Origin of the sequence: Nocardia brasiliensis, assembly GCF_042691675.1 — a bacterium.
GTDB classification, from domain to species: Bacteria; Actinomycetota; Actinomycetes; order Mycobacteriales; family Mycobacteriaceae; genus Nocardia; species Nocardia brasiliensis_D.
The window spans coordinates 2303715-2322169 of sequence record NZ_CP170507.1; the positions used below are offsets into that span (position 1 = coordinate 2303715).

General features: G+C 66.2%; 23 protein-coding genes. 10 read left to right on the forward strand and 13 right to left on the reverse strand.

The features are described from left to right. Nucleotides 1-208: 208 nt before the first annotated feature. Nucleotides 209-640 carry a 4-oxalocrotonate tautomerase family protein gene (locus tag ACFK0J_RS10775; protein ID WP_378738960.1) on the reverse strand — a complete coding sequence of 144 codons (432 nt, stop codon included), beginning with the start codon at nucleotides 638-640 and terminating at the stop codon, nucleotides 209-211. Nucleotides 641-723: 83 nt separating this feature from the next. Here ACFK0J_RS10775 and ACFK0J_RS10780 point away from each other — a divergent pair, with 83 nt between their 5' ends. Beyond that, on the forward strand, nucleotides 724-1245 hold the full coding sequence (locus ACFK0J_RS10780) for a winged helix-turn-helix transcriptional regulator (protein ID WP_378738962.1): 522 nt from the start codon (nucleotides 724-726) through the stop codon (nucleotides 1243-1245). A gap of 56 nt (nucleotides 1246-1301) precedes the next feature. On the opposite strand, the gene ACFK0J_RS10785 is transcribed toward ACFK0J_RS10780, so the two are convergent. Both ACFK0J_RS10785 and ACFK0J_RS10790 read right to left on the reverse strand, forming a co-directional pair. Further along, on the reverse strand, nucleotides 1302-1706 hold the full coding sequence (locus tag ACFK0J_RS10785; RefSeq protein ID WP_378738964.1) for a hypothetical protein: 405 nt from the start codon (nucleotides 1704-1706) through the stop codon (nucleotides 1302-1304). A 450-nt stretch (nucleotides 1707-2156) separates the two neighbouring features. Continuing rightward, nucleotides 2157-3830 (reverse strand): bifunctional 3'-5' exonuclease/DNA polymerase, encoded by a 1674-nt coding sequence (locus ACFK0J_RS10790; protein WP_378738966.1) that lies wholly within the window; start codon nucleotides 3828-3830, stop codon nucleotides 2157-2159. A gap of 230 nt (nucleotides 3831-4060) precedes the next feature. On the opposite strand from ACFK0J_RS10790, the gene ACFK0J_RS10795 reads away from it, so the two are divergent. Beyond that, nucleotides 4061-4882 (forward strand): GAF and ANTAR domain-containing protein, encoded by an 822-nt coding sequence (locus ACFK0J_RS10795; RefSeq protein WP_378738968.1) that lies wholly within the window; start codon nucleotides 4061-4063, stop codon nucleotides 4880-4882. 274 nt (nucleotides 4883-5156) lie between these two features. Then, nucleotides 5157-5366 carry a hypothetical protein gene (locus ACFK0J_RS10800; protein WP_378738970.1) on the forward strand — a complete coding sequence of 70 codons (210 nt, stop codon included), beginning with the start codon at nucleotides 5157-5159 and terminating at the stop codon, nucleotides 5364-5366. Here the strand turns inward: ACFK0J_RS10800 and ACFK0J_RS10805 are convergent. Together ACFK0J_RS10805 and ACFK0J_RS10810 are read right to left on the reverse strand one after the other, a co-directional pair. Then, nucleotides 5363-5929, reverse strand: coding sequence for a YdeI family protein (locus ACFK0J_RS10805; RefSeq protein ID WP_378738972.1), 567 nt, complete (start codon nucleotides 5927-5929; stop codon nucleotides 5363-5365). The two genes, ACFK0J_RS10800 and ACFK0J_RS10805, sit on opposite strands and share 4 nt — an antisense overlap. Before the next feature lie 89 nt (nucleotides 5930-6018). Continuing rightward, entirely contained in the window at nucleotides 6019-6666 is a 648-nt protein-coding gene (locus ACFK0J_RS10810; RefSeq protein WP_378738975.1) for an NAD(P)H-dependent oxidoreductase, read from the reverse strand. 49 nt (nucleotides 6667-6715) lie between these two features. On the opposite strand from ACFK0J_RS10810, the gene ACFK0J_RS10815 reads away from it, so the two are divergent. Together ACFK0J_RS10815 and ACFK0J_RS10820 are read left to right on the forward strand one after the other, a co-directional pair. Then, nucleotides 6716-7078, forward strand: a complete 363-nt coding sequence (locus tag ACFK0J_RS10815; protein WP_378738977.1) for a MerR family transcriptional regulator — start codon at nucleotides 6716-6718, stop codon at nucleotides 7076-7078. Between the two features lie 139 nt (nucleotides 7079-7217). After that, nucleotides 7218-7724, forward strand: a complete 507-nt coding sequence (locus ACFK0J_RS10820) for a flavin reductase family protein (protein ID WP_378738979.1) — start codon at nucleotides 7218-7220, stop codon at nucleotides 7722-7724. Nucleotides 7725-7733: 9 nt separating this feature from the next. Here the strand turns inward: ACFK0J_RS10820 and ACFK0J_RS10825 are convergent, their stop codons facing one another. Together ACFK0J_RS10825 and ACFK0J_RS10830 are read right to left on the reverse strand one after the other, a co-directional pair. After that, a complete protein-coding gene (locus ACFK0J_RS10825) occupies nucleotides 7734-8567 on the reverse strand; it encodes an RNA polymerase sigma factor SigF (protein WP_378738981.1) in 834 nt (277 codons plus the stop codon). Continuing rightward, entirely contained in the window at nucleotides 8557-9039 is a 483-nt protein-coding gene (locus tag ACFK0J_RS10830; protein WP_378738983.1) for an anti-sigma factor, read from the reverse strand. Before ACFK0J_RS10830 ends, ACFK0J_RS10825 begins: the two co-directional genes overlap by 11 nt. A 118-nt stretch (nucleotides 9040-9157) precedes the next feature. On the opposite strand from ACFK0J_RS10830, the gene ACFK0J_RS10835 reads away from it, so the two are divergent. The 3 genes from ACFK0J_RS10835 (at nucleotide 9158) to ACFK0J_RS10845 (ending at nucleotide 11548) form a co-directional block, all read left to right on the forward strand. After that, entirely contained in the window at nucleotides 9158-9955 is a 798-nt protein-coding gene (locus ACFK0J_RS10835; RefSeq protein ID WP_378738985.1) for a GAF and ANTAR domain-containing protein, read from the forward strand. Then, nucleotides 9952-10734 carry an ANTAR domain-containing protein gene (locus ACFK0J_RS10840; RefSeq protein ID WP_378738988.1) on the forward strand — a complete coding sequence of 261 codons (783 nt, stop codon included), beginning with the start codon at nucleotides 9952-9954 and terminating at the stop codon, nucleotides 10732-10734. The genes ACFK0J_RS10835 and ACFK0J_RS10840 overlap by 4 nt, the downstream gene beginning before the upstream one ends. A gap of 130 nt (nucleotides 10735-10864) precedes the next feature. After that, nucleotides 10865-11548, forward strand: a complete 684-nt coding sequence (locus tag ACFK0J_RS10845) for a PAS and ANTAR domain-containing protein (protein ID WP_378742751.1) — start codon at nucleotides 10865-10867, stop codon at nucleotides 11546-11548. Nucleotides 11549-11561: 13 nt separating this feature from the next. Here ACFK0J_RS10845 and ACFK0J_RS10850 read toward each other — a convergent pair whose 3' ends face one another. Beyond that, on the reverse strand, nucleotides 11562-12458 hold the full coding sequence (locus ACFK0J_RS10850) for an STAS domain-containing protein (RefSeq protein WP_378738991.1): 897 nt from the start codon (nucleotides 12456-12458) through the stop codon (nucleotides 11562-11564). 217 nt (nucleotides 12459-12675) lie between these two features. Here ACFK0J_RS10850 and ACFK0J_RS10855 point away from each other — a divergent pair, with 217 nt between their 5' ends. Then, complete coding sequence (locus ACFK0J_RS10855) at nucleotides 12676-13515, forward strand: SDR family oxidoreductase (RefSeq protein ID WP_378738993.1); 840 nt, start codon at nucleotides 12676-12678, stop codon at nucleotides 13513-13515. A gap of 10 nt (nucleotides 13516-13525) precedes the next feature. Here ACFK0J_RS10855 and ACFK0J_RS10860 read toward each other — a convergent pair whose 3' ends face one another. The 5 genes from ACFK0J_RS10860 to ACFK0J_RS10880 are packed head-to-tail and all read right to left on the reverse strand — an operon-like array spanning nucleotide 13526 to nucleotide 18039. After that, entirely contained in the window at nucleotides 13526-14278 is a 753-nt protein-coding gene (locus tag ACFK0J_RS10860) for a GAF and ANTAR domain-containing protein (RefSeq protein WP_378738995.1), read from the reverse strand. A 3-nt stretch (nucleotides 14279-14281) separates the two neighbouring features. Next, nucleotides 14282-15181 (reverse strand): GAF domain-containing protein, encoded by a 900-nt coding sequence (locus tag ACFK0J_RS10865; RefSeq protein WP_378738997.1) that lies wholly within the window; start codon nucleotides 15179-15181, stop codon nucleotides 14282-14284. Between the two features lie 47 nt (nucleotides 15182-15228). Further along, nucleotides 15229-17127: a CheR family methyltransferase gene (locus ACFK0J_RS10870; protein ID WP_378738999.1), complete on the reverse strand. Its 1899-nt coding sequence runs from the start codon at nucleotides 17125-17127 to the stop codon at nucleotides 15229-15231. Continuing rightward, nucleotides 17124-17714: a chemotaxis protein CheB gene (locus ACFK0J_RS10875; RefSeq protein ID WP_378739002.1), complete on the reverse strand. Its 591-nt coding sequence runs from the start codon at nucleotides 17712-17714 to the stop codon at nucleotides 17124-17126. Before ACFK0J_RS10875 ends, ACFK0J_RS10870 begins: the two co-directional genes overlap by 4 nt. A 4-nt stretch (nucleotides 17715-17718) precedes the next feature. After that, on the reverse strand, nucleotides 17719-18039 hold the full coding sequence (locus ACFK0J_RS10880; RefSeq protein ID WP_378739005.1) for a hypothetical protein: 321 nt from the start codon (nucleotides 18037-18039) through the stop codon (nucleotides 17719-17721). A 222-nt stretch (nucleotides 18040-18261) separates the two neighbouring features. Between ACFK0J_RS10880 and ACFK0J_RS10885 the strand changes: the two genes are divergently transcribed. Then, nucleotides 18262-18435, forward strand: coding sequence for a CsbD family protein (locus ACFK0J_RS10885; protein WP_218475573.1), 174 nt, complete (start codon nucleotides 18262-18264; stop codon nucleotides 18433-18435). Nucleotides 18436-18455: the final 20 nt, after the last annotated feature.

Genomic DNA, 18455 nt, shown 5'->3' on the forward strand with positions numbered 1-18455 from the left:
CCGCTTTGCAGGATGGCACGGTCGAACAACCCCGCCGATCGGGGGGAGGTCAGCTGCGCGCAGATGTGCACGCCTCGTCCGCTGGCTCACCACTCGGGGGCTGCGGGGATTGCGGTGAACCATCTCGGCGTGCCGTGCCGTGGTCCCCGTCGCGGCGGCAGCGCCCGAAGCGGGCGGACACCTTCGAGGTGCCCGCCCGTTGGACTGTCTAGCCGGACACCAACGCGACGATGTCCTCGATCCGCACGATTTCCCCGCGTGCTCCCCAATTGCCTTCCGGGATTTCGTTGATGTGCACCCACGCGGTGGCGGCGTCGGCGAAACGCGCCGGGTCTTCGTCCGCGTCGGCCAGCACCCGGTTGACGCGGCGCACGATGTCGCGGCGCTTGTCGTCGTTCATCGAGCCGGCCGGAACCCCAACTCGCACCATGTATTTCGGACTATCTCCGGTGGGGAGCTGCCGACCGCCGACGAACCAGGCGTCGATCTCGTTCACCACCAGCCACGAGATGGCCCGGGCCGCCTCGGTGTCCGGCGCGCCCTCGGCGAGCATCACCTCCGACACCAGTTGCCCGCCGATCTTTTCCCGGCGCTCCTGGTCGAGTGAGCCCTTGGGAACGAACAATTCCACGAACGGCATGCATTAGTCCTTTCATTGAACTCTCTGGCTTGGCTACCGTATCCCGAGTAAGTTCAATGAATCAACCCTCTACACTGGCAAGCATGCACAGGACCAGCTTCGCGGAGATGCACTGCTCGATCGGGCAGTCCCTGGAGCGGGTCGGGGAATGGTGGTCGCCGCTGATCGTGCGCGACCTCTACCTCGGTCTGCACCGATTCGACGACATCGCCGAGAACCTCGGCATCTCCCGTAACCTGCTCACTCGACGATTCGAAGCGCTGGTCGCCGCCGGCATCGTGGAGCGCCGGGCGTATCAGGAACGACCGCTGCGCCACGAGTATCACCTCACCGCGGCCGGGCGGGAACTCGTCCCCGTGCTGATGGCGCTGATGGCTTGGGGTGACAAGTGGGCCACGCCGCCGGGTGGCCCGCCGGTGCGCTTGGTGCACCAGGACTGCGGACACCAGTTCACCCCGCAGGTCTGCTGCTCGGAGTGCGCCGAACCGGTGACCGCGACCAGTGTGACGGCCCTGTCCGGCCCGGGTGCGGCATCGGGGCCGGGGACCAAAGTGCTCGCCCGCCGCAGCGAACTGGCGGCGCATCAGCCTGATGCCGAGTCGTGAACCAGTGTGAGACAGCAACTCCAGCAACGAGTTCAGTCAGCCACCAGGGCCGATGCTCAGCGGTCGGTGGGTTGTACCCAGCGGCGCAGGGCGTCGATGGTCGTCTCCGGTGAAGTGTTGAAACAAAACCGGATTCCGGGTGCGATCTCGGTGACCACGTTCACGAGACGTTCGAACAGCAGGGTGTGCTCGGCGGCCATGCGTACGCCCGCACCGATCATCGCGACCCGCAACGACCCACCCGAAGCGCACTCGCGCAGCTTCGTCTCGGCTGCGTCGGGGTCCGCGGGCACCTGGCACGACACGATGTCGAATCCGGCGTCCCGGAGCGCGGCCTCGCCCGCCTGGATGCGTGCGGTGAGGGTCGCTTCGTCGATTTCCGGGTAGCGGCTGTAGTCGACTGCGCTGGGGTGCAGTCCGATCGACAGCACGGTCGTGTTGCTCGAATTCCGTTGTTCCACTGCATGTTCCTTCGGTCTTCCCACCTGTATGAACAGTGCCAGGCACCGGCTTGAAGTCGCAACTCGCAGCGCCGACGAGGCACCGATCGCTCTGTGGCCCAAGCGACCGAACGGAGAATCGACCCGACACACGCCAGGACCTGCCCGCCCTGTTGCGGATGCGGCCCTCCATCTGAAGGTGTACAGATTGCATATTTCGTACTGCAAGTAGACAAATTCCCCTAATTTGTCGAAAGGCTGTTCCGTAGAGGGCCATACGGTCAGTAGCGTTCGAACTACCGGTGGATCACTGGATTTCGGTCCGAGTGGGCACGGAGGCGTCCGTGGCTCATGGCTCACCGGTGGCGGGCGCCCTCCCGCCGTCTCGGATACCGATGCTGCCCGGAGAAGCCTGCGAGGTCTCCGGGCGGCCTCGGCTCCAGCCGCCGATTCGCCGCCGGGACGTGCCCCCTACTTCGCGTCCCAGTAGCACTCCACCACCGCTGTCGTGAACGGGAACCGCACCGGTGTCGGACCGAAGGCGATCCGGCCCGCGGTTTCCGCGGCGGTTGCGATCGCTTCCGCGACCGTCGCCGCCTCCTCGGCCGGGCAGTGCACGATGACCTCGTCGTGCTGGAAGAAAACCAGTTCGGCGCGAAGCCCGGCCCGAGTCATCGCATGACGCAGGCCCGCCAGTACCAGTAATGCCCAGTCGGCGGCGCTGCCTTGGATCACGAAGTTACGGGTGAAGCGGCCACGAGCGCGGGCCGCGGCGGTGCTGCCATACCGACCGACCTCCTCCTGGGCTGGGTCCGCCTGGTCCGGCGATACCACGGACAGCGGCGGGCAGGTGCGACCCAGCCAGGTGCGTACCAGGCGACCTTCCTCACCGGCGCGAGCCGCGTCGTCGACATAGGCCACCGCGGCCGGATAACGGCGGCGCAGTTCGGCCATGTGCGTGCGGGCGTCGCCTGAGGTCTGACCGTAAATGGCACCCAGTAGGGCGATTTTGGCTTGGGCGCGGTCGCCGTCGAAGGCGCGCGCCGCCAGATCGGCGTACAGATCGTCGCCGCGGCCCGCCACCTCCATCAGTCCTGGGTCGCGGGAGACCGCGGCGAGTACGCGCGGCTCCATCTGGTCGGCGTCGGCGACCACCAGCGACCAGCCGGGGTCGGCGCGTATCGCTTGCCGGATCACCTTGGGGATTTGCAGGGCGCCGCCACCGTTGGTGGTCCAGCGGCCGGAAACCGTTCCGCCGGGCAAATATTCGGGACGGAAGCGACCGTCGTGTACCCACTGCTCGAGCCAGGACCAGCCGTGGGCGGTGTAGAGGCGGTAGAGCGACTTGTAGGCCAGCAGTGGCGCCACCGCGGGGTGATCGATCTGCTGGAGCTCCCATTTCCGGGTGGAGGACAACGGGATTCCGGCGCGGGCGAAGGCTCTGATGATGTCGTTGGGCAGATCTGGCCGGACCCGCACGCCTGCCCCGAAGGCCCGCGACACCTCGTCGGCCAACTCGGTCATCCGGCGCGGTTCCAGCCCGCCCGGAAAGCGCTCACCCAGCAGCTTGTCCAGCAACTCGCGGTGCACGTCCGCGCGCCACGGGATACCGGCTCGCGACATCTCCGCGGCCACCAGCATGCCCGCCGACTCGGCGGCAAGGAGCAGCCGCATCCGCTCCGGATGTTCGGTCTGCGCCGTACGGGCGATCTGTCCCGCGTAAACCTCCAGTAGCGCGGTGAATTCGTCCGTGCCGGGCGGCAGCGGTACCGGACCCGACTCGAACAACGAGGGCTGGGTCTCGGCGGCCCGCGCGGGCGCGTCCGGCGGAACGGGCAGGTTGTGCAGTCGAGCCCAGGCCGCCGCCAGCGAGCGGGCCTGGCCCGATTGGCCCTCCTCGTGGCCGATCAGCAAGGCCTCCGCGGCCTGCACGTCGTAGCAGCGCTCGACCCGGACGCCCGCCGCCAGCAAGCGTCGGTAGATGTCGGCGGTGGATCGCCAGACCCACCGTTCGACCTCCGGGCGTGCACGCACCGCCTCGACGAGCGATCGTTCGCGCAGCACTGGTCCCGCGGGCCTACCGTCGGGATCGAGTGGACACAGACGCGCACCGCCATCGCCCGTCTCCGCCACCGCCCATCTCATGTCCCCGAGTCTTGCACCGGGTAGGTCGGCGCGAGTAATGGCAATGCTTCCGCGCGCTGTCAGCTCGAGTGTTTCGGGTGCGAAGCGAGCCGTTCTGGATCTATCATCCTGCGGTCGAGGGAGTTTTGGTGCCGTCAAAGGGCGACTGCGAGTGGAACATCCGGCTCGGAACCGCCGTTATACAAGTAACAGATCGGTGGGTCGCGAGTCGGTCACAAGGGGTGATAACGATGACAGAGGATACGTTCGCTGTCGACGAATTCGCCTCCGGGCTTTCGGAGCTGACAGCGGTGCTGTTGTCGACGGCGGATATCGAGGAATCACTGGGCGAAATCGCCGCCACCACGTCGCGGATATTGCCCGGCCGCCCGATGGCCGGAGTCACCTTGACCCGCGGCGGCGACGTGGCGACCGTCGCGTCGAGCGGTGCGCACGCCACGGTGGTCGATGAGATCCAATACGGCGGCGGTCGGGGGCCCTGCTTGGAGGCCATTCAGACCGGGCAGCCGGTGTCGGTGCCGGACGTGACCGAGGAACACCGGTGGGGCAATTATCCGGCCCAGGTGCTCGCGCATGGTGTCCGGTCCATCTACTCGTATCCTCTGGTCGCCGACGGAGAAACGATCGGCGCGTTGAATCTGTACTCGACGAGTCCGCGTGCCTTCGATGACAAAGCGCGCCAAGCGATCGCGCTGACCGCTTCGCATACCGGCATGCTGCTGTCCGCGGCGATCCACAATGCTCGCCAGGCCGAACTCACCGAGCAACTGCGCTCGGCGCTCGCGTCCCGCTCGCTGATCGACCAAGCGCTCGGCATCCTGATGGGTCAGCAGCGCTGCTCCCGCGAAAAGGCGTTCCAGATCTTGCGGCGGGCATCCCAGGACCGCAATATCAAACTCGCCACTCTCGCCGCGGAGTTGATCCGCTCCTACACCGGAAGCGAACCGGAGCAGACCCATTTCAATTACCCCGAGTCCCGCAACAGAACTGACGCCGGACGCGATACATCGGCTGAGTCGGTCAGGCTGACCGAAACCGAAGACGCGCGTTAGCTGCGTCCCGGTCGGCTAAACCATAAAATGTCTACTCGACTCGCGATTCACCATGCTCGGGCGTCCCTACCGCGCCCCTAGATGAGCTGATCCAGGAGGAACCAAGATGCCTGGTGCCAGAAGGAGGCCTGGTCAGACCACCGGCGCCGCGACCCGTTCGCGCGGGGCAGGGGAGTCGGCGGCTCAGTCCAACCGGCCCGACATACAGCAATTCGTTGCCTGTAACGATCGGCTACGGCGGCATTTGCTGGATTTCGGACTCCAATTGCACACGGTGCTAGATGATCTCGACCGTCCCGACACAACGCACGAACACATGCGGGGCATCGTGATGGGTCTCATCGATGAGCTGGAAATGCTCGTGCGCGAATCCGCCACGGCGATGCTCACCCTCGCCCGCGACGGCGACGTGACGGTATCGCAGGACGGACCTACGGCGCCTCAGGCCGAACACGGTGACGCCGAAGAGGTCTCAGGCCACTAACGCGCCCGCGCGAGGTCCGCGACGATCCGAGCCACCCGTGCGGCCCGGCTGTCCGGCGTGCGCGCCTTCATGAGCCGGAGGAACAGAGCGTACTGCCGGGTCCTGTCCAGTTGCTCGAAATGGTCGAGCGCCCGGCCGTCGGCGGCCAACGCTGCGGCCAGATCGGGTGGGACGGTGGCGTCGCGCTGCCGCTGATAGGCGCTTGCCCACCGCCCGTCGGCCTCGGCCGCCCGGATCGCCGCGAGACCGGGCTCGCGCATCCGCGCCGCGGCGATCAGTGCCTCGGCCTTCTCGACATTGACCTGAGACCAAGGGCTTTTCGGTCGCCGGGGCGAATAGCGTTGCAGGTAGTGCTGCTCGTCGTAGCCCTTGCGATGGCTATCGATCCAGCCGAAGCACAGGGCGACATCGAGCGCCGCACCGATCGTGATTCCCTGGTCGGCCGTGCCCTTCTTGCTGATCAGCAACCAGACCCCGGTCGACCGATCGTGCTCTTCGGCCAGCCAAGCCTCCCACTCCGCCGCGCCGGTGAAGGAAATGAACCCTGCGTCGCATGTCTTCATAAAGCCATCATCCCCAGTTAAGTGCTCACCAAATGAGCACTTTTCCGCGAGGTCGAGTGGCACACGGCGGCGGCGAAACGCGGGAGCGCTTACGCACGCTCAGGGTTCGTTGCGTCGAATGCGGCCTGGGCGCGCTGGGCCAGGTCGGCGCCGAGCTTGTAGCCCTGGGCGACGAGTTCCTCATGCAAGCCAGGGTCCGTGGTTTCGGAGCCGTAGAGGAATTCGATGGATGAGTGGGGGATGGCGGAGTATCCGGCGATGCCGTGTTGCAGCTGGAGGGTCATGGATTCCTTGTAGCCGCGGCGCTCGTAGGTGCCCTCCCCGACGCCGGCCACCGCGACGAAGTGCAGCTCTTTGATCGCACTCCCGCCGCCGTGCGCGCTGTTCTCGTAGGCCCAGCCACGGCTGAAGACCCGGTCGATCCAGCCCTTCGCCAGTGCGGGCATGGACCACCAGTACACCGGAAAGAGGACGACGACGACATCGGCCGACTCGAGCAACCGGTGCTCCCGCTCGACGTCGGCGGGTACATCCCCGAGCAGTCGATGGACCGCGAGATCCGCCGCGTTGTACACCGGATCGAATCCCACGGCGGTCAGGTCATGCGTTGTGGCAGTGGTACTTCCGTCTGCTCGGATACCTTGCTCGACCGCTCGGGCGATAGCCCAGGTGGCGGAGTCGTGATCGGGGTGCGAGACCACGAGCAGTACGTTCGGTCGGCGCTGTTCGTTCGTCATGCGGCCAAGGTAAAGTATGACACTAACGTCAATGTCAAGGAGAAGGTCAGTGCGGATCAGCGATCTGAGCCGGATCACCGGTGCGAGCCCGCGCATGCTGCGGCATTACGAGAACGCCGGGGTGCTGACCCCGCGGCGCGACCCCAACGGCTACCGGCATTACCGCGAAGAGGACGTCAAGACAGTCCACGATATTCGCTGCCTGCTCGCCTCCGGCCTCTCGCTGTCGGAAGCGGCAACGCTGATCCACATCGCCTGCACCGCCCCGCAAAGCGCCTCCGACCAGGATCGCGACGACGTGCTGGCGCAACTCGACGAGCGCACCCGCCAGCTGGATGCCGGAATCGAGCGCCTCCTCGCCGAAAAGGCGAACATCCTCAAACTCCGCTCGGACATCACCTCCGCCCGCTGACCGGCGGTCCACCGATCTGCGGACGTGCGAATCGGGGATGTCTCGTAATGTGGGTTACGGACTGCCCACTTGCCGCGGTCCCGAGCCGCGCCGCACGTCCGCGCGAGGAGGGGCAACGGCCGAGCCGAGCGCGAGGACCATGTCGGACAACGCCACAGCAGATCGTTCGGGTTTCGACGCGGTGATCGCCACCGCCGACTACCCGGTGTTCGTCGTGACCACGCGCGCGGGTGGCCGTCAGGCGGGCTGTCTGGTCGGCTTCACCTCGCAGGTGAGTATCGAACCGCCGCGGTTTCTGGTCGGCATCTCCAAGAACAACTACACCTTCGGCGTCGCGTCGGGCGCCGACTACCTCGTCGTGCATCTGCTCGGCAGCGAACAGTCCTCGCTTGCGGCGCTTTTCGGTGCCGAGACCGGGGACGACATCAACAAGTTCGCGCATTGCAAGTGGCACGCGGGCCCGGCCGAACAGCCGATCTTGGATGCCGCGGCTGGCTGGTTTGTCGCACGCATCCTCGAACGGCACGATTTCGGCGATCACGTCGGCATGCTCATCGAACCGGTCGCCGCCTCCGCACCCGCCCAGCAAACCGCCCCGCTGCGCTATCACGCCGTGGCCGACCTCAAGCCGGGGCACGTGTCCTAGTCCCGGAAATCAAGCCACCTGTACGGCTTCCTCACCCAGTGCCTGCTCGCGCAACGTGTTCAGCGTCTTCGAGAGAATGCGCGACACCTGCATCTGCGAGACGCCGAGCCGTTCGGCGATCTGCGCCTGGGTCAGCGATTCGAAGAACCGCATGATCAGCACCCGGCGTTCCCGCTCGGGCAGTGCGGCGATCAGTGGGCGCACCGTCATCGACTGCTCCAGCAGCCGGTAGCACGGCTCCTCCGCGCCGAGTCCGGCGGTGACGGGCAGAGCAGCGTTCTCGCCGTCGTCGCGGACCACGGCATCGATGGATTTGGTCTGATATCCATTGCTCGCGATCAACGCCTGGGTGACCTCGCCGAGCTCGAGCTCCAGTTCGGCGGCGATCTCCCGCGCGGTGGGCACGCGGCCGAGCCGGTTCGACAATGTTTCGGTGGCGGGTCCGATGAGCTGCTGAATCTCCTTGAGCCTGCGCGGTACGCGCACCGCCCAGGTGTTGTCCCGGAAGTGCCTGCGCACCTCACCCATGATCGTCGGAACGGCGAACGACAGGAACGAGCTGCCACGCGCTACGTCGAAGCGATCGACCGCGAGCACCAAACCGACCCGGGCGATCTGGTGCAGATCGTCGAAGGCCTCGCCGCGACCCGAGAACTTGCGGGCGATGTGCTCGGCCAACGGCAGGCACCGCCGCAGCACTTCCTCGCGCAGCTCGTTCCTGTGCGGATCGCCCGCGGCGAGCGCGGCCATCTTCTCGAACCACGGCTCGATATTGTCGTAGCTGTCGCCGCGCGACTGCGAGCGTCGAGCGGTGTCGGTTCGGTCCGTGAACTCACATGGCATCGGATGTTCCTCGCTCCCAACTGAATTCGATGGCCGTCGGGTACCCGCCCGCGACGGGATCAAAAGGATCTCGGGTCAGCTCGGCCGCATCGGTCAGCATGCGCACCAACTGCCAGCTCAGCGGATCGCGGCTGACCTCGACATCTCGTGTCGTCACCGCGCCGATCCGGACGCCGATCCGGCGCCGGTTGTAGGTGAACTCACAGCCCAGGGTCGAGCCGGGCACCGCGTCGAGCATCAGTGCCGTCGCCGCTTCGCTCAGCACCAGTCGGATGTCCGGGATCGCATCGAGCGCGACGTCGGCCATCATGCACACCGTGTCGGCGAGCGCTCGGAGCATTCCCAATTCGTGCAGCTCAGCGGCTAGCTCGACAACAACACGGTGCGCGACCACGGCCGTCTGGTGTGGTGCCGAGGTCTCGGAAACCACCTTCATCATGTCCACCGCCTCCCATCGCGTCACTGGGGCCATACCCCGACCGTGCCGACCCAACCGGGAGGTCGGCTCGAAATCGCCCCCGCCGCACTGTCAGTGCTGGCTTCCGTGCCTAGCTGGAGTAGCGTCGATGTCGGGGAGATAGGAGTGCGGGGTGGAGGAAGCGTCCGGTGGTTATCGAGGTGACCGGCCTGGTGATCCCGACCAGGACGTCGCCCGTGCGCGTGGTTCGCTGTTCACCGGAATAAGCACACTGTGTTCGGCTGCCGTGCGCCTGACGGGTGCCGACGGTGCCGCCGTCGCGGTGCTGAGCAGTTCGACGCAAGTGCGCGAACTGGTTTACGCGACCAATGCGACCGCCCAGCAAATCGATGAATTGCAGTTCGTCGTCGGTGAGGGCCCGTGTGTCGATGCCTACCGCGACGATCGCGGCGAGTTGTGGCCGGATCTGACCCTGGCCGCTGCCGCCGCGCGGTGGCCCGCGTTCACCCCCGACGTGCTTGCCCTCGGGGTACGCGCCGCGTTCGCGTTTCCGGTGCCCGGCGTGCAGCGGCCGATCGGTGTGCTCGAGCTCTATCGCGACACGGTGGGGATGCTGGCCGCCACCGAGCAGGAGTCGGCGGTGGCGGTCGCGGTGGCGGTCGGGCGCACCCTTCGCGCCAACTGGGCCGAGCGAATCGACGCGGCGGGGAGCGTCGAAACCGCGCTCGACAAAGCCGGATCGGACGACCGCTCGCTCGAGAACGCCAACGACTTCTCGCGCGCGGAAGTATTCAACGCCGCCGGTATGGTGGCGGTGCAACTCGCGGTCCCGGTCGCCGTGGGTCTGGACCGGTTGCGGGCCTACTCTTACGCGCAGCGGCGCTCCATCGCCGAGGTCGCGGCCGACATCGTCGCCCGGCGACTGTCGTTGCGGGACCAGCGCGACACGACGGAGGGGCAGGAATCATGACCACGGCCCGGACGCGGCTGGCGATCGCGGAGCTGACGTCCACACTGACCACCGATTTCGACGTGCCGACGCTGCTGCACGCGGTCGCCGGTCACGCCCGCGAGTGCTATGACGCGGTGTCCGCGGTGGTGATCTTGCTCGATTCCCGGCATTCGGCCGAGGCGCCGGGAATTCAGATTGTGGCCGAGGCCTCGCGCGACGGCGCCTCGGCGGATCCGCGCTTGAATGTGACCGGGCCGGGGCCCGCGAGCGCCCGCGACGGCGTGGTGGCGATGATCGCCGATCTCGACGAGGGTGCGGACGTCCGCTGGCCGCGGTATCGCGAGCAGGCTCTGGCCGCGGGTCTGCGATCCATCCGCGCCTTTCCGGTGACCGCGTTGACGGTGCCGCTGGGTTCGGTCGTGGTGCACCTCGACGAGCCATGGGGCAACGCCCGTCCCAACGACTTCGGTCAGATCCTGGCCGATCTCACCGCCATCGCGCTGTCCACCGGCCGAGTGGAGGGCCGGCGCGCGAGCACCACGGAAACCGTGGAAGCGGTGCTGCACGGCACCACGGTGATCGCCGCGGCGGTCGGCGTACTTGCCGAATATTTCGACTTGGATATCGCTACGGCGCGGCACCATTTGGTCCGACTTGCCCGAGCCCACGGCGTGACGCCCACCGACCACGCACGCGCCATCGTCGAAGCGCAGAACGCCTCGCCGCAGGACCCGGGGGCTGCCGGAATACTGCATGCGCCACCGGATCTGGCGCCCCCGCGGCACATAGATACCTGACAGTGGTTTCCGGGTGCTGAAAAACGGCCCGCAACTCTGTAAAGGTGCGCATTTCATTGTGCTTACGACACCGGCGACCGGTTGCGGATACTAGCAGAAAACCGCAGGTAGCGAGCATACTTACGCTGTGATGGAAACAGGCGCGGTGACCACCCGAGCGGCGACCGATGCGGTCGTCCAGGTGGTCGGTGTCGGCACCCCGCAGGCAACCGGAAGCTTCCGCTTCTGGTTCGCCGATCAGCGCTGGGAGTGGTCGGACGAGGTCGCTGCCATGCACGGGTACGAACCGGGCACGGTGACGCCCACCACGGAGCTACTGCTGTTGCACAAGCATCCGGACGACCGTGCGCAAGTCGCGAAAACGATCGCCAAGTCATTGCGCAATGCCGAGCCGTTCTGCAGCCGCCACCGGATCATCGACCTAACCGGCCAGACGCGCCATGTGATCGTCTTCGGCGAGATCATGACCGACGACGACGGCGATGTTGTCGGCACCACCGGCCACTACATCGACCTGACCGAAACCATCGATGAGCAGCGCCAGGAGTTGCTCGACGGTGCGCTACCGGAACTGTTCGAGTCGCGCGCCGTGATCGAACAGGCCAAGGGCGTGCTGATGCGGGTGTACCGGATCAACGCCGAACAGGCCTTCCGGGTGCTGCAGTGGCGGTCGCAGGAAACCAACGTCAAGTTGCGCACGCTGGCCACCCGGCTGATCGCCGAACTCGACTCGCTGCCCCCGGCCCCGCCGCGCGTGCAGACCGCGTTCGACCATCTGCTGCTGACCCTGCACGAGCACGACGGATCCGAGTAGCGGGCGGAAGCCCTCAAATATCCGAGCGCCGTGCGGTGTCGGTGGTCCGGCTGACCTCATAGCCCAACAGCCGTTCGGCCTCTTCGATACCGCCCTGCAGGTCGCCGACCGCGTTCATCTTCGACAGATCCAAGCCGATGGTGACCAGGGTCAGCGCGATCTCCGAGGACAGGCCGGTGATGATCACGTTCGCGCCCATCAGGCCGGAGGCGTCGACGGTCTGCACCAGGTGGTTGGCGACGGTGGAGTCGATTGTCGGCACACCGGTGATATCGATGACGACCACCTTGGCACGATTGGCCCGGATCGCCCGCAGCAGCTGCTCGGTGAGCTGTCGGGCGCGCTGCCCGTCGAGTACGCCGATGATCGGCAGGATGAGCAGCTGTTCACGCACCTGGAGAACCGGGGTGGACAGCTCGCGGATCGCCTCCTGCTGCTGGCGGATGATGCGCTCGCGTTCCTCGACGAAGGAGACGCCCACCGTGTTGGCGATGCGGTTGGCGGCTGGCTCGTAGGCGTCGAGTACCGCGTTGAGCAGCTGGAAATCGGCCTGGTATTTCTCGAACAGCGAGCGCGCCAGCACGTCGCGCAGCAGCAGCACGATGCCGAGGACCTCGTCGGTCTCGACGCCTCGCGGGATGATGCGCTCGGACAGATCGCGGGCGTAATCCTGCAGGGCCTCCACCGAGCCGGTTTCCAGCACGGCGACGTAGTTGTCGTAGACGGAGGTGGCCTCGGAGAACATCTCGTCGGGCGTCATCGCGGTCAGCAACTGCGCTTCGGTAATGCGCCGTGCCCACTCTTCGCGCAGGATGGTGCGGTTCTGTCGCAGGTGCTCGACCAGCTCGGAAAGCAGGCCCGCACCGACACCGTTGGCGCTGGTATCCGCCGCGAAAGCAGTAATCGACATTTCGGACAATGCCGCCTCCGGTCCATCGCACGCAATCGGCCTCGCGTGCTCGAAAACGCAGTGGCCAGCCGCCTTGTTGGACCGTTCCACCGCCCGCAGAATCGTATACCCATGTCGATCGGCGCAGCCATCGAAAGGGCGTCAACGGAGGGTTTCCGGGCGCGGCGACGGGGCACCCGGTCTGAGTCCAGACCAGCGCACAGAAGGGTTCGCCGTTATGGGTTTTCCCGAGCAGCAGCAAGAAGTCCCCGGTATCCAGGCCCGGATGAACCCGGTGCCGGATTGCGGTGAGGACCGTTACCGCGGTTCCGGCAAACTGACCGGCAAGGCGGCTGTGATCACCGGTGCGGACAGCGGGATCGGCCGCGCGGTCGCGATCGCCTTCGCCAGGGAAGGCGCCGACGTGCTGATCTCCTATCTCGACGAGGACGAGGACGCGAAGCAGGTGGCGCAGTTGGTGGAGCAGGCGGGCCGCCGGGCGGTGCTGATGCCGGGCGATCTGTCCGACCCGCAGCACTGCCGGGCCGTGATCGACCGTGCCGCAGCGGAATTCGGCAAGATCGACGTGCTGGTCAGTAACGCCGCCTACCAGATGACGCACACCAACCTCGACGAGATCAGCGACGAAGAATTCGACTACACCTTCAAACTGAATGTCGGCGCCTACTTCTACCTGGTCAAGGCCGCGTTGCCGCACATGCCCGCCGGTTCGTCGATCATCGGGAGTTCCTCGGTGAATTCCGATATGCCCTCGCCGACGCTGGCGCCGTACGCGGCGACCAAGGCGGCCATCGCGAACTTCTCGGCCAGCCTGGCTCAGCTACTGGGAGAGAAGGGAATTCGAGTCAACAGCGTGGCCCCCGGCCCGATCTGGACGCCGCTGATTCCCGCGACCATGCCGCCGGAGAAGGTCAGCAAATTCGGCGACGACACTCCGCTCGGCCGGGCCGGGCAACCCGCCGAGCTCGCCGCCGCGTACGTACTGCTTGCTTCGGACGACGGCAGCTACATCTCCGGCGCGCGGGTGGCCGTCACGGGCGGTAGGCCCATTCTCTGATCGCCGGACATCACCGGCGGCGCGGGCGGGACGGCTGTTCGGGGTCGACGAAGTGCGGCGAGGGCGGTTTGCCGCCGCTGATCGCCTCGATGATCTCGACGGCCAAGTCCGCGACGCGGACATTGCGCCGCTGCGACGTGCCACGCAGCACCTCGAACGCGACTTCGCGGGTGCACCGCCGTTGGGCCATGAGGATGCCGAGCGCCTGGTCGATGGTGGAGCGGGAGGCCAGCGCGGCGCGCAATTGCTCGGTCAGCTCGGCGCGCCTTGTGGTGTCGACGGCCACGGCGAGCAGTACACCGATCTGTTCGGCGGTGAGCGCGATGGCTCGGCGAGGCTTGCCGGTGAAGCTGTGCGGGTGCCTCGAGTAGAGCGAGAGCGCGCCGACTATTTCACCCTTCACCGAAAGAGGTTGGGCGTGAATAGATTTCACCCCGCGGGCCAGCATCCGTTCGGCGTAGCCGCCCCAGCGGTGCTCGGTGGCCATATCAGGCACCGAAACCTGGCGTGCTGTAATGATCGCCTGCTGACAGGGGTCATCGCGCTGGCTGCACCGGGATTCCTCGAGGACCATCGCGGGCGCACCGCTCGAACCGACGACGATGGTGTCGTGCTCCCGGATCAGCGTCACCCCCACCATGGGGTGGTCAGGGAGCATCCGGGCGACGATATCGGCGACAGCGCAGAGTGATTCGGCAACGTCGTCGCCGGCCAGCAGCGTCGCCGTCAACTCCGACATGCCCAATGCCAGGTCGTCAGTCATGAATTATCTTGACGGGCAACATAATTGATATCCGTCCTCCAGTACCCAGTGGGCGATCTCGGAAACGGCGATGTCTTCGGCGAACGCGCGTGCGCGCAGCAGCGCCAACGCGGCGTCGAGATCGCAAGTGCACTGCACGGCAACCATACCGACCGCCTGATGCACGGTGGCGAGGTCGTCGGCATCATCGAACAAGGTCCCCATCGGACCGCCTTCGTCGGCGGTCCCGTGTGCGGCGAGCAGCACCGTGTTGGCCAGGGCGTCGGCCACCTTCGTCGCGGCCGGGGTGACTTCGCTGCGTAGACCGGTTCGGCTGGTGAACACGCACAAGGCACCGAGCAGCCGGGAAGAGCGCAACGGGACCGCGAGCACGGAGTGCATGCCGATCCCGGTGAGCGCCGAACCGTACTGCGGCCAGCGAGCGGCCAGATCCGTACTGTCCGCGGCGACGAAGTCTTGGCCGTCCAATACCTCGCGGGCGGGGCCCTCGCCGAGTTGCAGTTCGAGATCGTGCGCGGTCCGAGCCGTCCCATCCGAGGCGGCGACCAGCAGTTCCTCGCCCGGGCGCCCGAACAGCGTGACCCCGGCGCTGTCCATCCGCAGGTGCTGGGCGACCGCGGCCATGAAGACCGGTCGCAGCGTCGCCCGGTCGCCGATGTACCACCGCTGCAGGCGGAGCGCGTGCAAACGGTGCAATCGCGCGCACGCGAGATGGCGGGCCTCGATCCGCCGGTGCAATTCCGCCATGTGCCGGCGAAATGGCTGCATGGATTCCGGTCGCTGGGTGGCCTGTGCCGCATATTTCGCAGCCACCGTCGCCGCGCGAGCCGCACGTCCTCGCTCGGCGCTGAATTCCTGCCACTCACGAGCTATTTCCTGGTGAGCGTTCGAATACGACCGCACAAAGTAAAGCCTACGCCCCCACGCAAGGGCGAGAACTAATTGTCCTGTCAGCCAACATTTGTCGACAAGATCTCTTCCATGAGCAACACCACGCCGTCGGGGGTGCCGTCCAGGGGTGAGCAGGTCACCGCGCAGGTGATCGAGCGCCCGATGCGGTTCACCGAGGGGATCCCCACCGGGCCCTCGCGATGCCTCGTCTCGAGGCACCGGCGGATGCTTTCGCGCAGCCGCTGGGTCGGCAGTCCGAAATCCAGCGCGAAGAACGCCTGTTGCTGGACTTCCTCGGAGCGCAGCCCCCACATCTCCTCGGCGCCCCGATTCCAGCTCCTGACCCGCAGTTGAGCATCGAGCACGACCACGCCCGCCGCGACGCTGGACAGCACGCCCTCGAGGAAGGTGCGGGTCTCGTTCAGCTCGTCGCTGCGGGTCCGCATTTCCTCGTTCATGGTCTCGAGTTCTTCGTTGCCCGACTGGAGTTCTTCGTTCGTGGTTTCGAGCTCCTCATTCGTCGATTGCGGTTCTTCGTTGGTGGTCTCTAATTCTTCGATGCTGGATTGGAGTTCTTCATTGGTGGTTTCGAGTTCTTCGTTGGTCGACTGGAGTTCCTCGTAGGCAGTTTCGAGTTCCGCCCTTTTCAGTTTCACTTCGAGCGAGAGCCGCGTCGGCATCGTCGTGTCGATGAAGTTGACCACCACACCGACATTCGCTCCGTCGCCCGCCCACAGCGGTTGGATGAGCACATCGAAATACTGGGCGTCACCAGGGCTGAGCTTGCGTTCGGCCGAGCTGACCCGGATGCTGCGGCGCTCGGAAACGGCCTGCTCGATCAGCGAACGCAGCTCGACCGGCCGGTAAGAGATTTCCAGATCGCTCAGCGGCCTGCCGATGTCGTGCGCCGTCAAGCCGAACTGGCTGCGCATCTGGTTGTTGAGGATGGCGACCTTGCCCTCGGCGTCGAGCCCGATTACCCCGAACGGCGCAGTCTCCAAGGCGAGCTCACCGAGCTGGCGCTTCTTGACCAGGCCCTGCGCCTCCATGCCGTGGTCGATGTCGAGCCGCGCCGGATGCGGCTGGCGCAGCGGCCTGACCTCGCCGGCCCGCCGCCGGAAGACGCGCTGGCGCATGCTCGCCACGCCGAACCGCTCACCCTCGGCGAGCAGCAGTTCCGCCTTGCCGAGGAACAGGAACCCGCCCTCGCGCAGTGCGAAACGGAACCGCTCGAGGATCCGCGCTTGCGCCTCGGCATTGAAGTACATCAACGTATTCCGGCACACCAATAGGTCGAGCCGGGAGATCGGTGCGTCCCTGGTGATGTCGTGGCGGCCGAAGATCACCCGGCGGCGCAGGTCCGACCGGAAGACGAATTTGTCACCGAACGGCTCGAAGTACCGATCCTGGACCTCACTGGACAGCTGCCCGAGGGCCTTGGCCGGGTAGACGCCGGACCGCGCTTCCCGCAGCGCCTCCTCGTCGACATCGGTGCCATAGAGCTTGACCCGGCTCGCACACTCTTCGATGCCCAGCACCTCGGCCAGTGTGATGGCCAGCGAGTAGGTCTCCTCGCCGCTGGAGCAGCCCGCGCTCCAGATCCGAATCTCGCTGTCGGGCTTGGTATTCGCGATCAGTTCGGGAAGCACTTCGCGCTGTAGGTAGTGCCAGGCGTCCAGGTCGCGGAAGAAGCTGGTGACATTGATCAGGATGGTGTTGAACAGGTGGCGGAACTCTTCCGCGTTACTTTCCAGCAGATCCCGGTAGTCGAGGTAGTCGGTGACCCCTACCTCCTGCATGCGCTTGCGGATGCGTCTGGTCAGTGACGAGCGCTTGTAGCCGGTGAAATCGAAACCGCGCGAATCGCGAATGAACAGCAGCAGGTCCTCCAGCGCCGGGTCGACGGTGTCGATGTCGTCACCCGGTGCCGTCGTGATCTGCTCGCTCGACTCGGTCACGATGGGCTCGCCACCACCAAACCGCGAATGACGTCGGCGATATCGTCAAGTGGCACAACGATGTCCGCGTCACCGGTCGCGACGGCCGCGCGGGGCATGCCCTTGAATTCGGCTTCGTCCGGATCCTGCACGAGCACCGTGCCGCCGCGGGATTTCACCGCGCGCACCCCCGTCGCACCATCACTGCCGGACCCGGTCAGCACGCAGGCGATCGCGCGCGATCCGTACGCACCCGCCACCGATTCGAACAGCAGGTCGGCCGAGGGCCGAACGAAGTGGACGAGCTCGCTACCGGAGAGGGCGAGGGTGCCGGACGGTTCCACCAGCAGGTGCTGGTTCGGCGGCGCGATGTACACCGTGCCCGCCTCGACCGGTTCCGCCGCGGTCGCCAGCTTGACGCGCAATTCGGTTCGGCGCGAAAGTAATTCGGCCAAGACGGTCTTGTGGCGGGGGTCCAGGTGTTGGACGACCAGAACCGGAACCGGTAAGTCGGCGGGTAGGGCGCCGAGAACGCGGAAGAGCGCGGTGATACCGCCCGCCGACGAGGCGACAGCGATGACGGCGTACGCGTCATCCGTGCCGACCACGACCTCATCGCCGCCTTTTGCGGCGCGGCGCGCCCATCGGTGCCGCCGAGGTCAAGGTGAGCATCGCCGAGCTGGTGGTACGAATCATGGAATCCAGGTTGGCGAGAATGCCGACGATGGCGTCCCGGTGTGCGCCGACCTGCGCGGGGGTCAGCTCGTCGCGGTCGAACGCCATCCGGATGGTGTCCAAGCGCAGGCCGGTGTCGAACAGATTGCGGACCAGTCGGTCGCCGAGCTCGGTGAACGCGGCGGAGTCGTGCTCGGTCGCCGGCGGCGGGCGTGGGGGCGCGTGCTCGATGAGTTCGTTGTGCGAGAAAAGGGTCATAAATTCCTCCGGGTTCGGTCGCAGGCACGCAGAGCCACGCTTCGGGACTCGGGGAATTGCACCTGGAACTCTACGCCTGAGCCGCAGCTCGGGGGCCTGTCTATGGGTAAACGGCGGTGTTGACCACAGCCCGCGGGTGTTTGCATCGGCGGATGCCGGTTATCCGCCAGAAGACCGGCCCGAAAAGGCAGGTCGGTCGGACCCGACGAAAGGGGTTAGACAATGAGCGCAACGGACAAGGCCAAGAACAAGGCTGACGATCTCGCCGGTCAGGCCAAGGAGAAGTTCGGTGAAGCCACCGACGATCAGGACCTGAAGAACGAGGGCAAGGGCGATCAGATCAAGTCCAACCTCAAGGACGCGGGCGAGAAGGTCAAGGACGCCTTCCGCAACTGACCGACTTTCCGGTCTTGTCG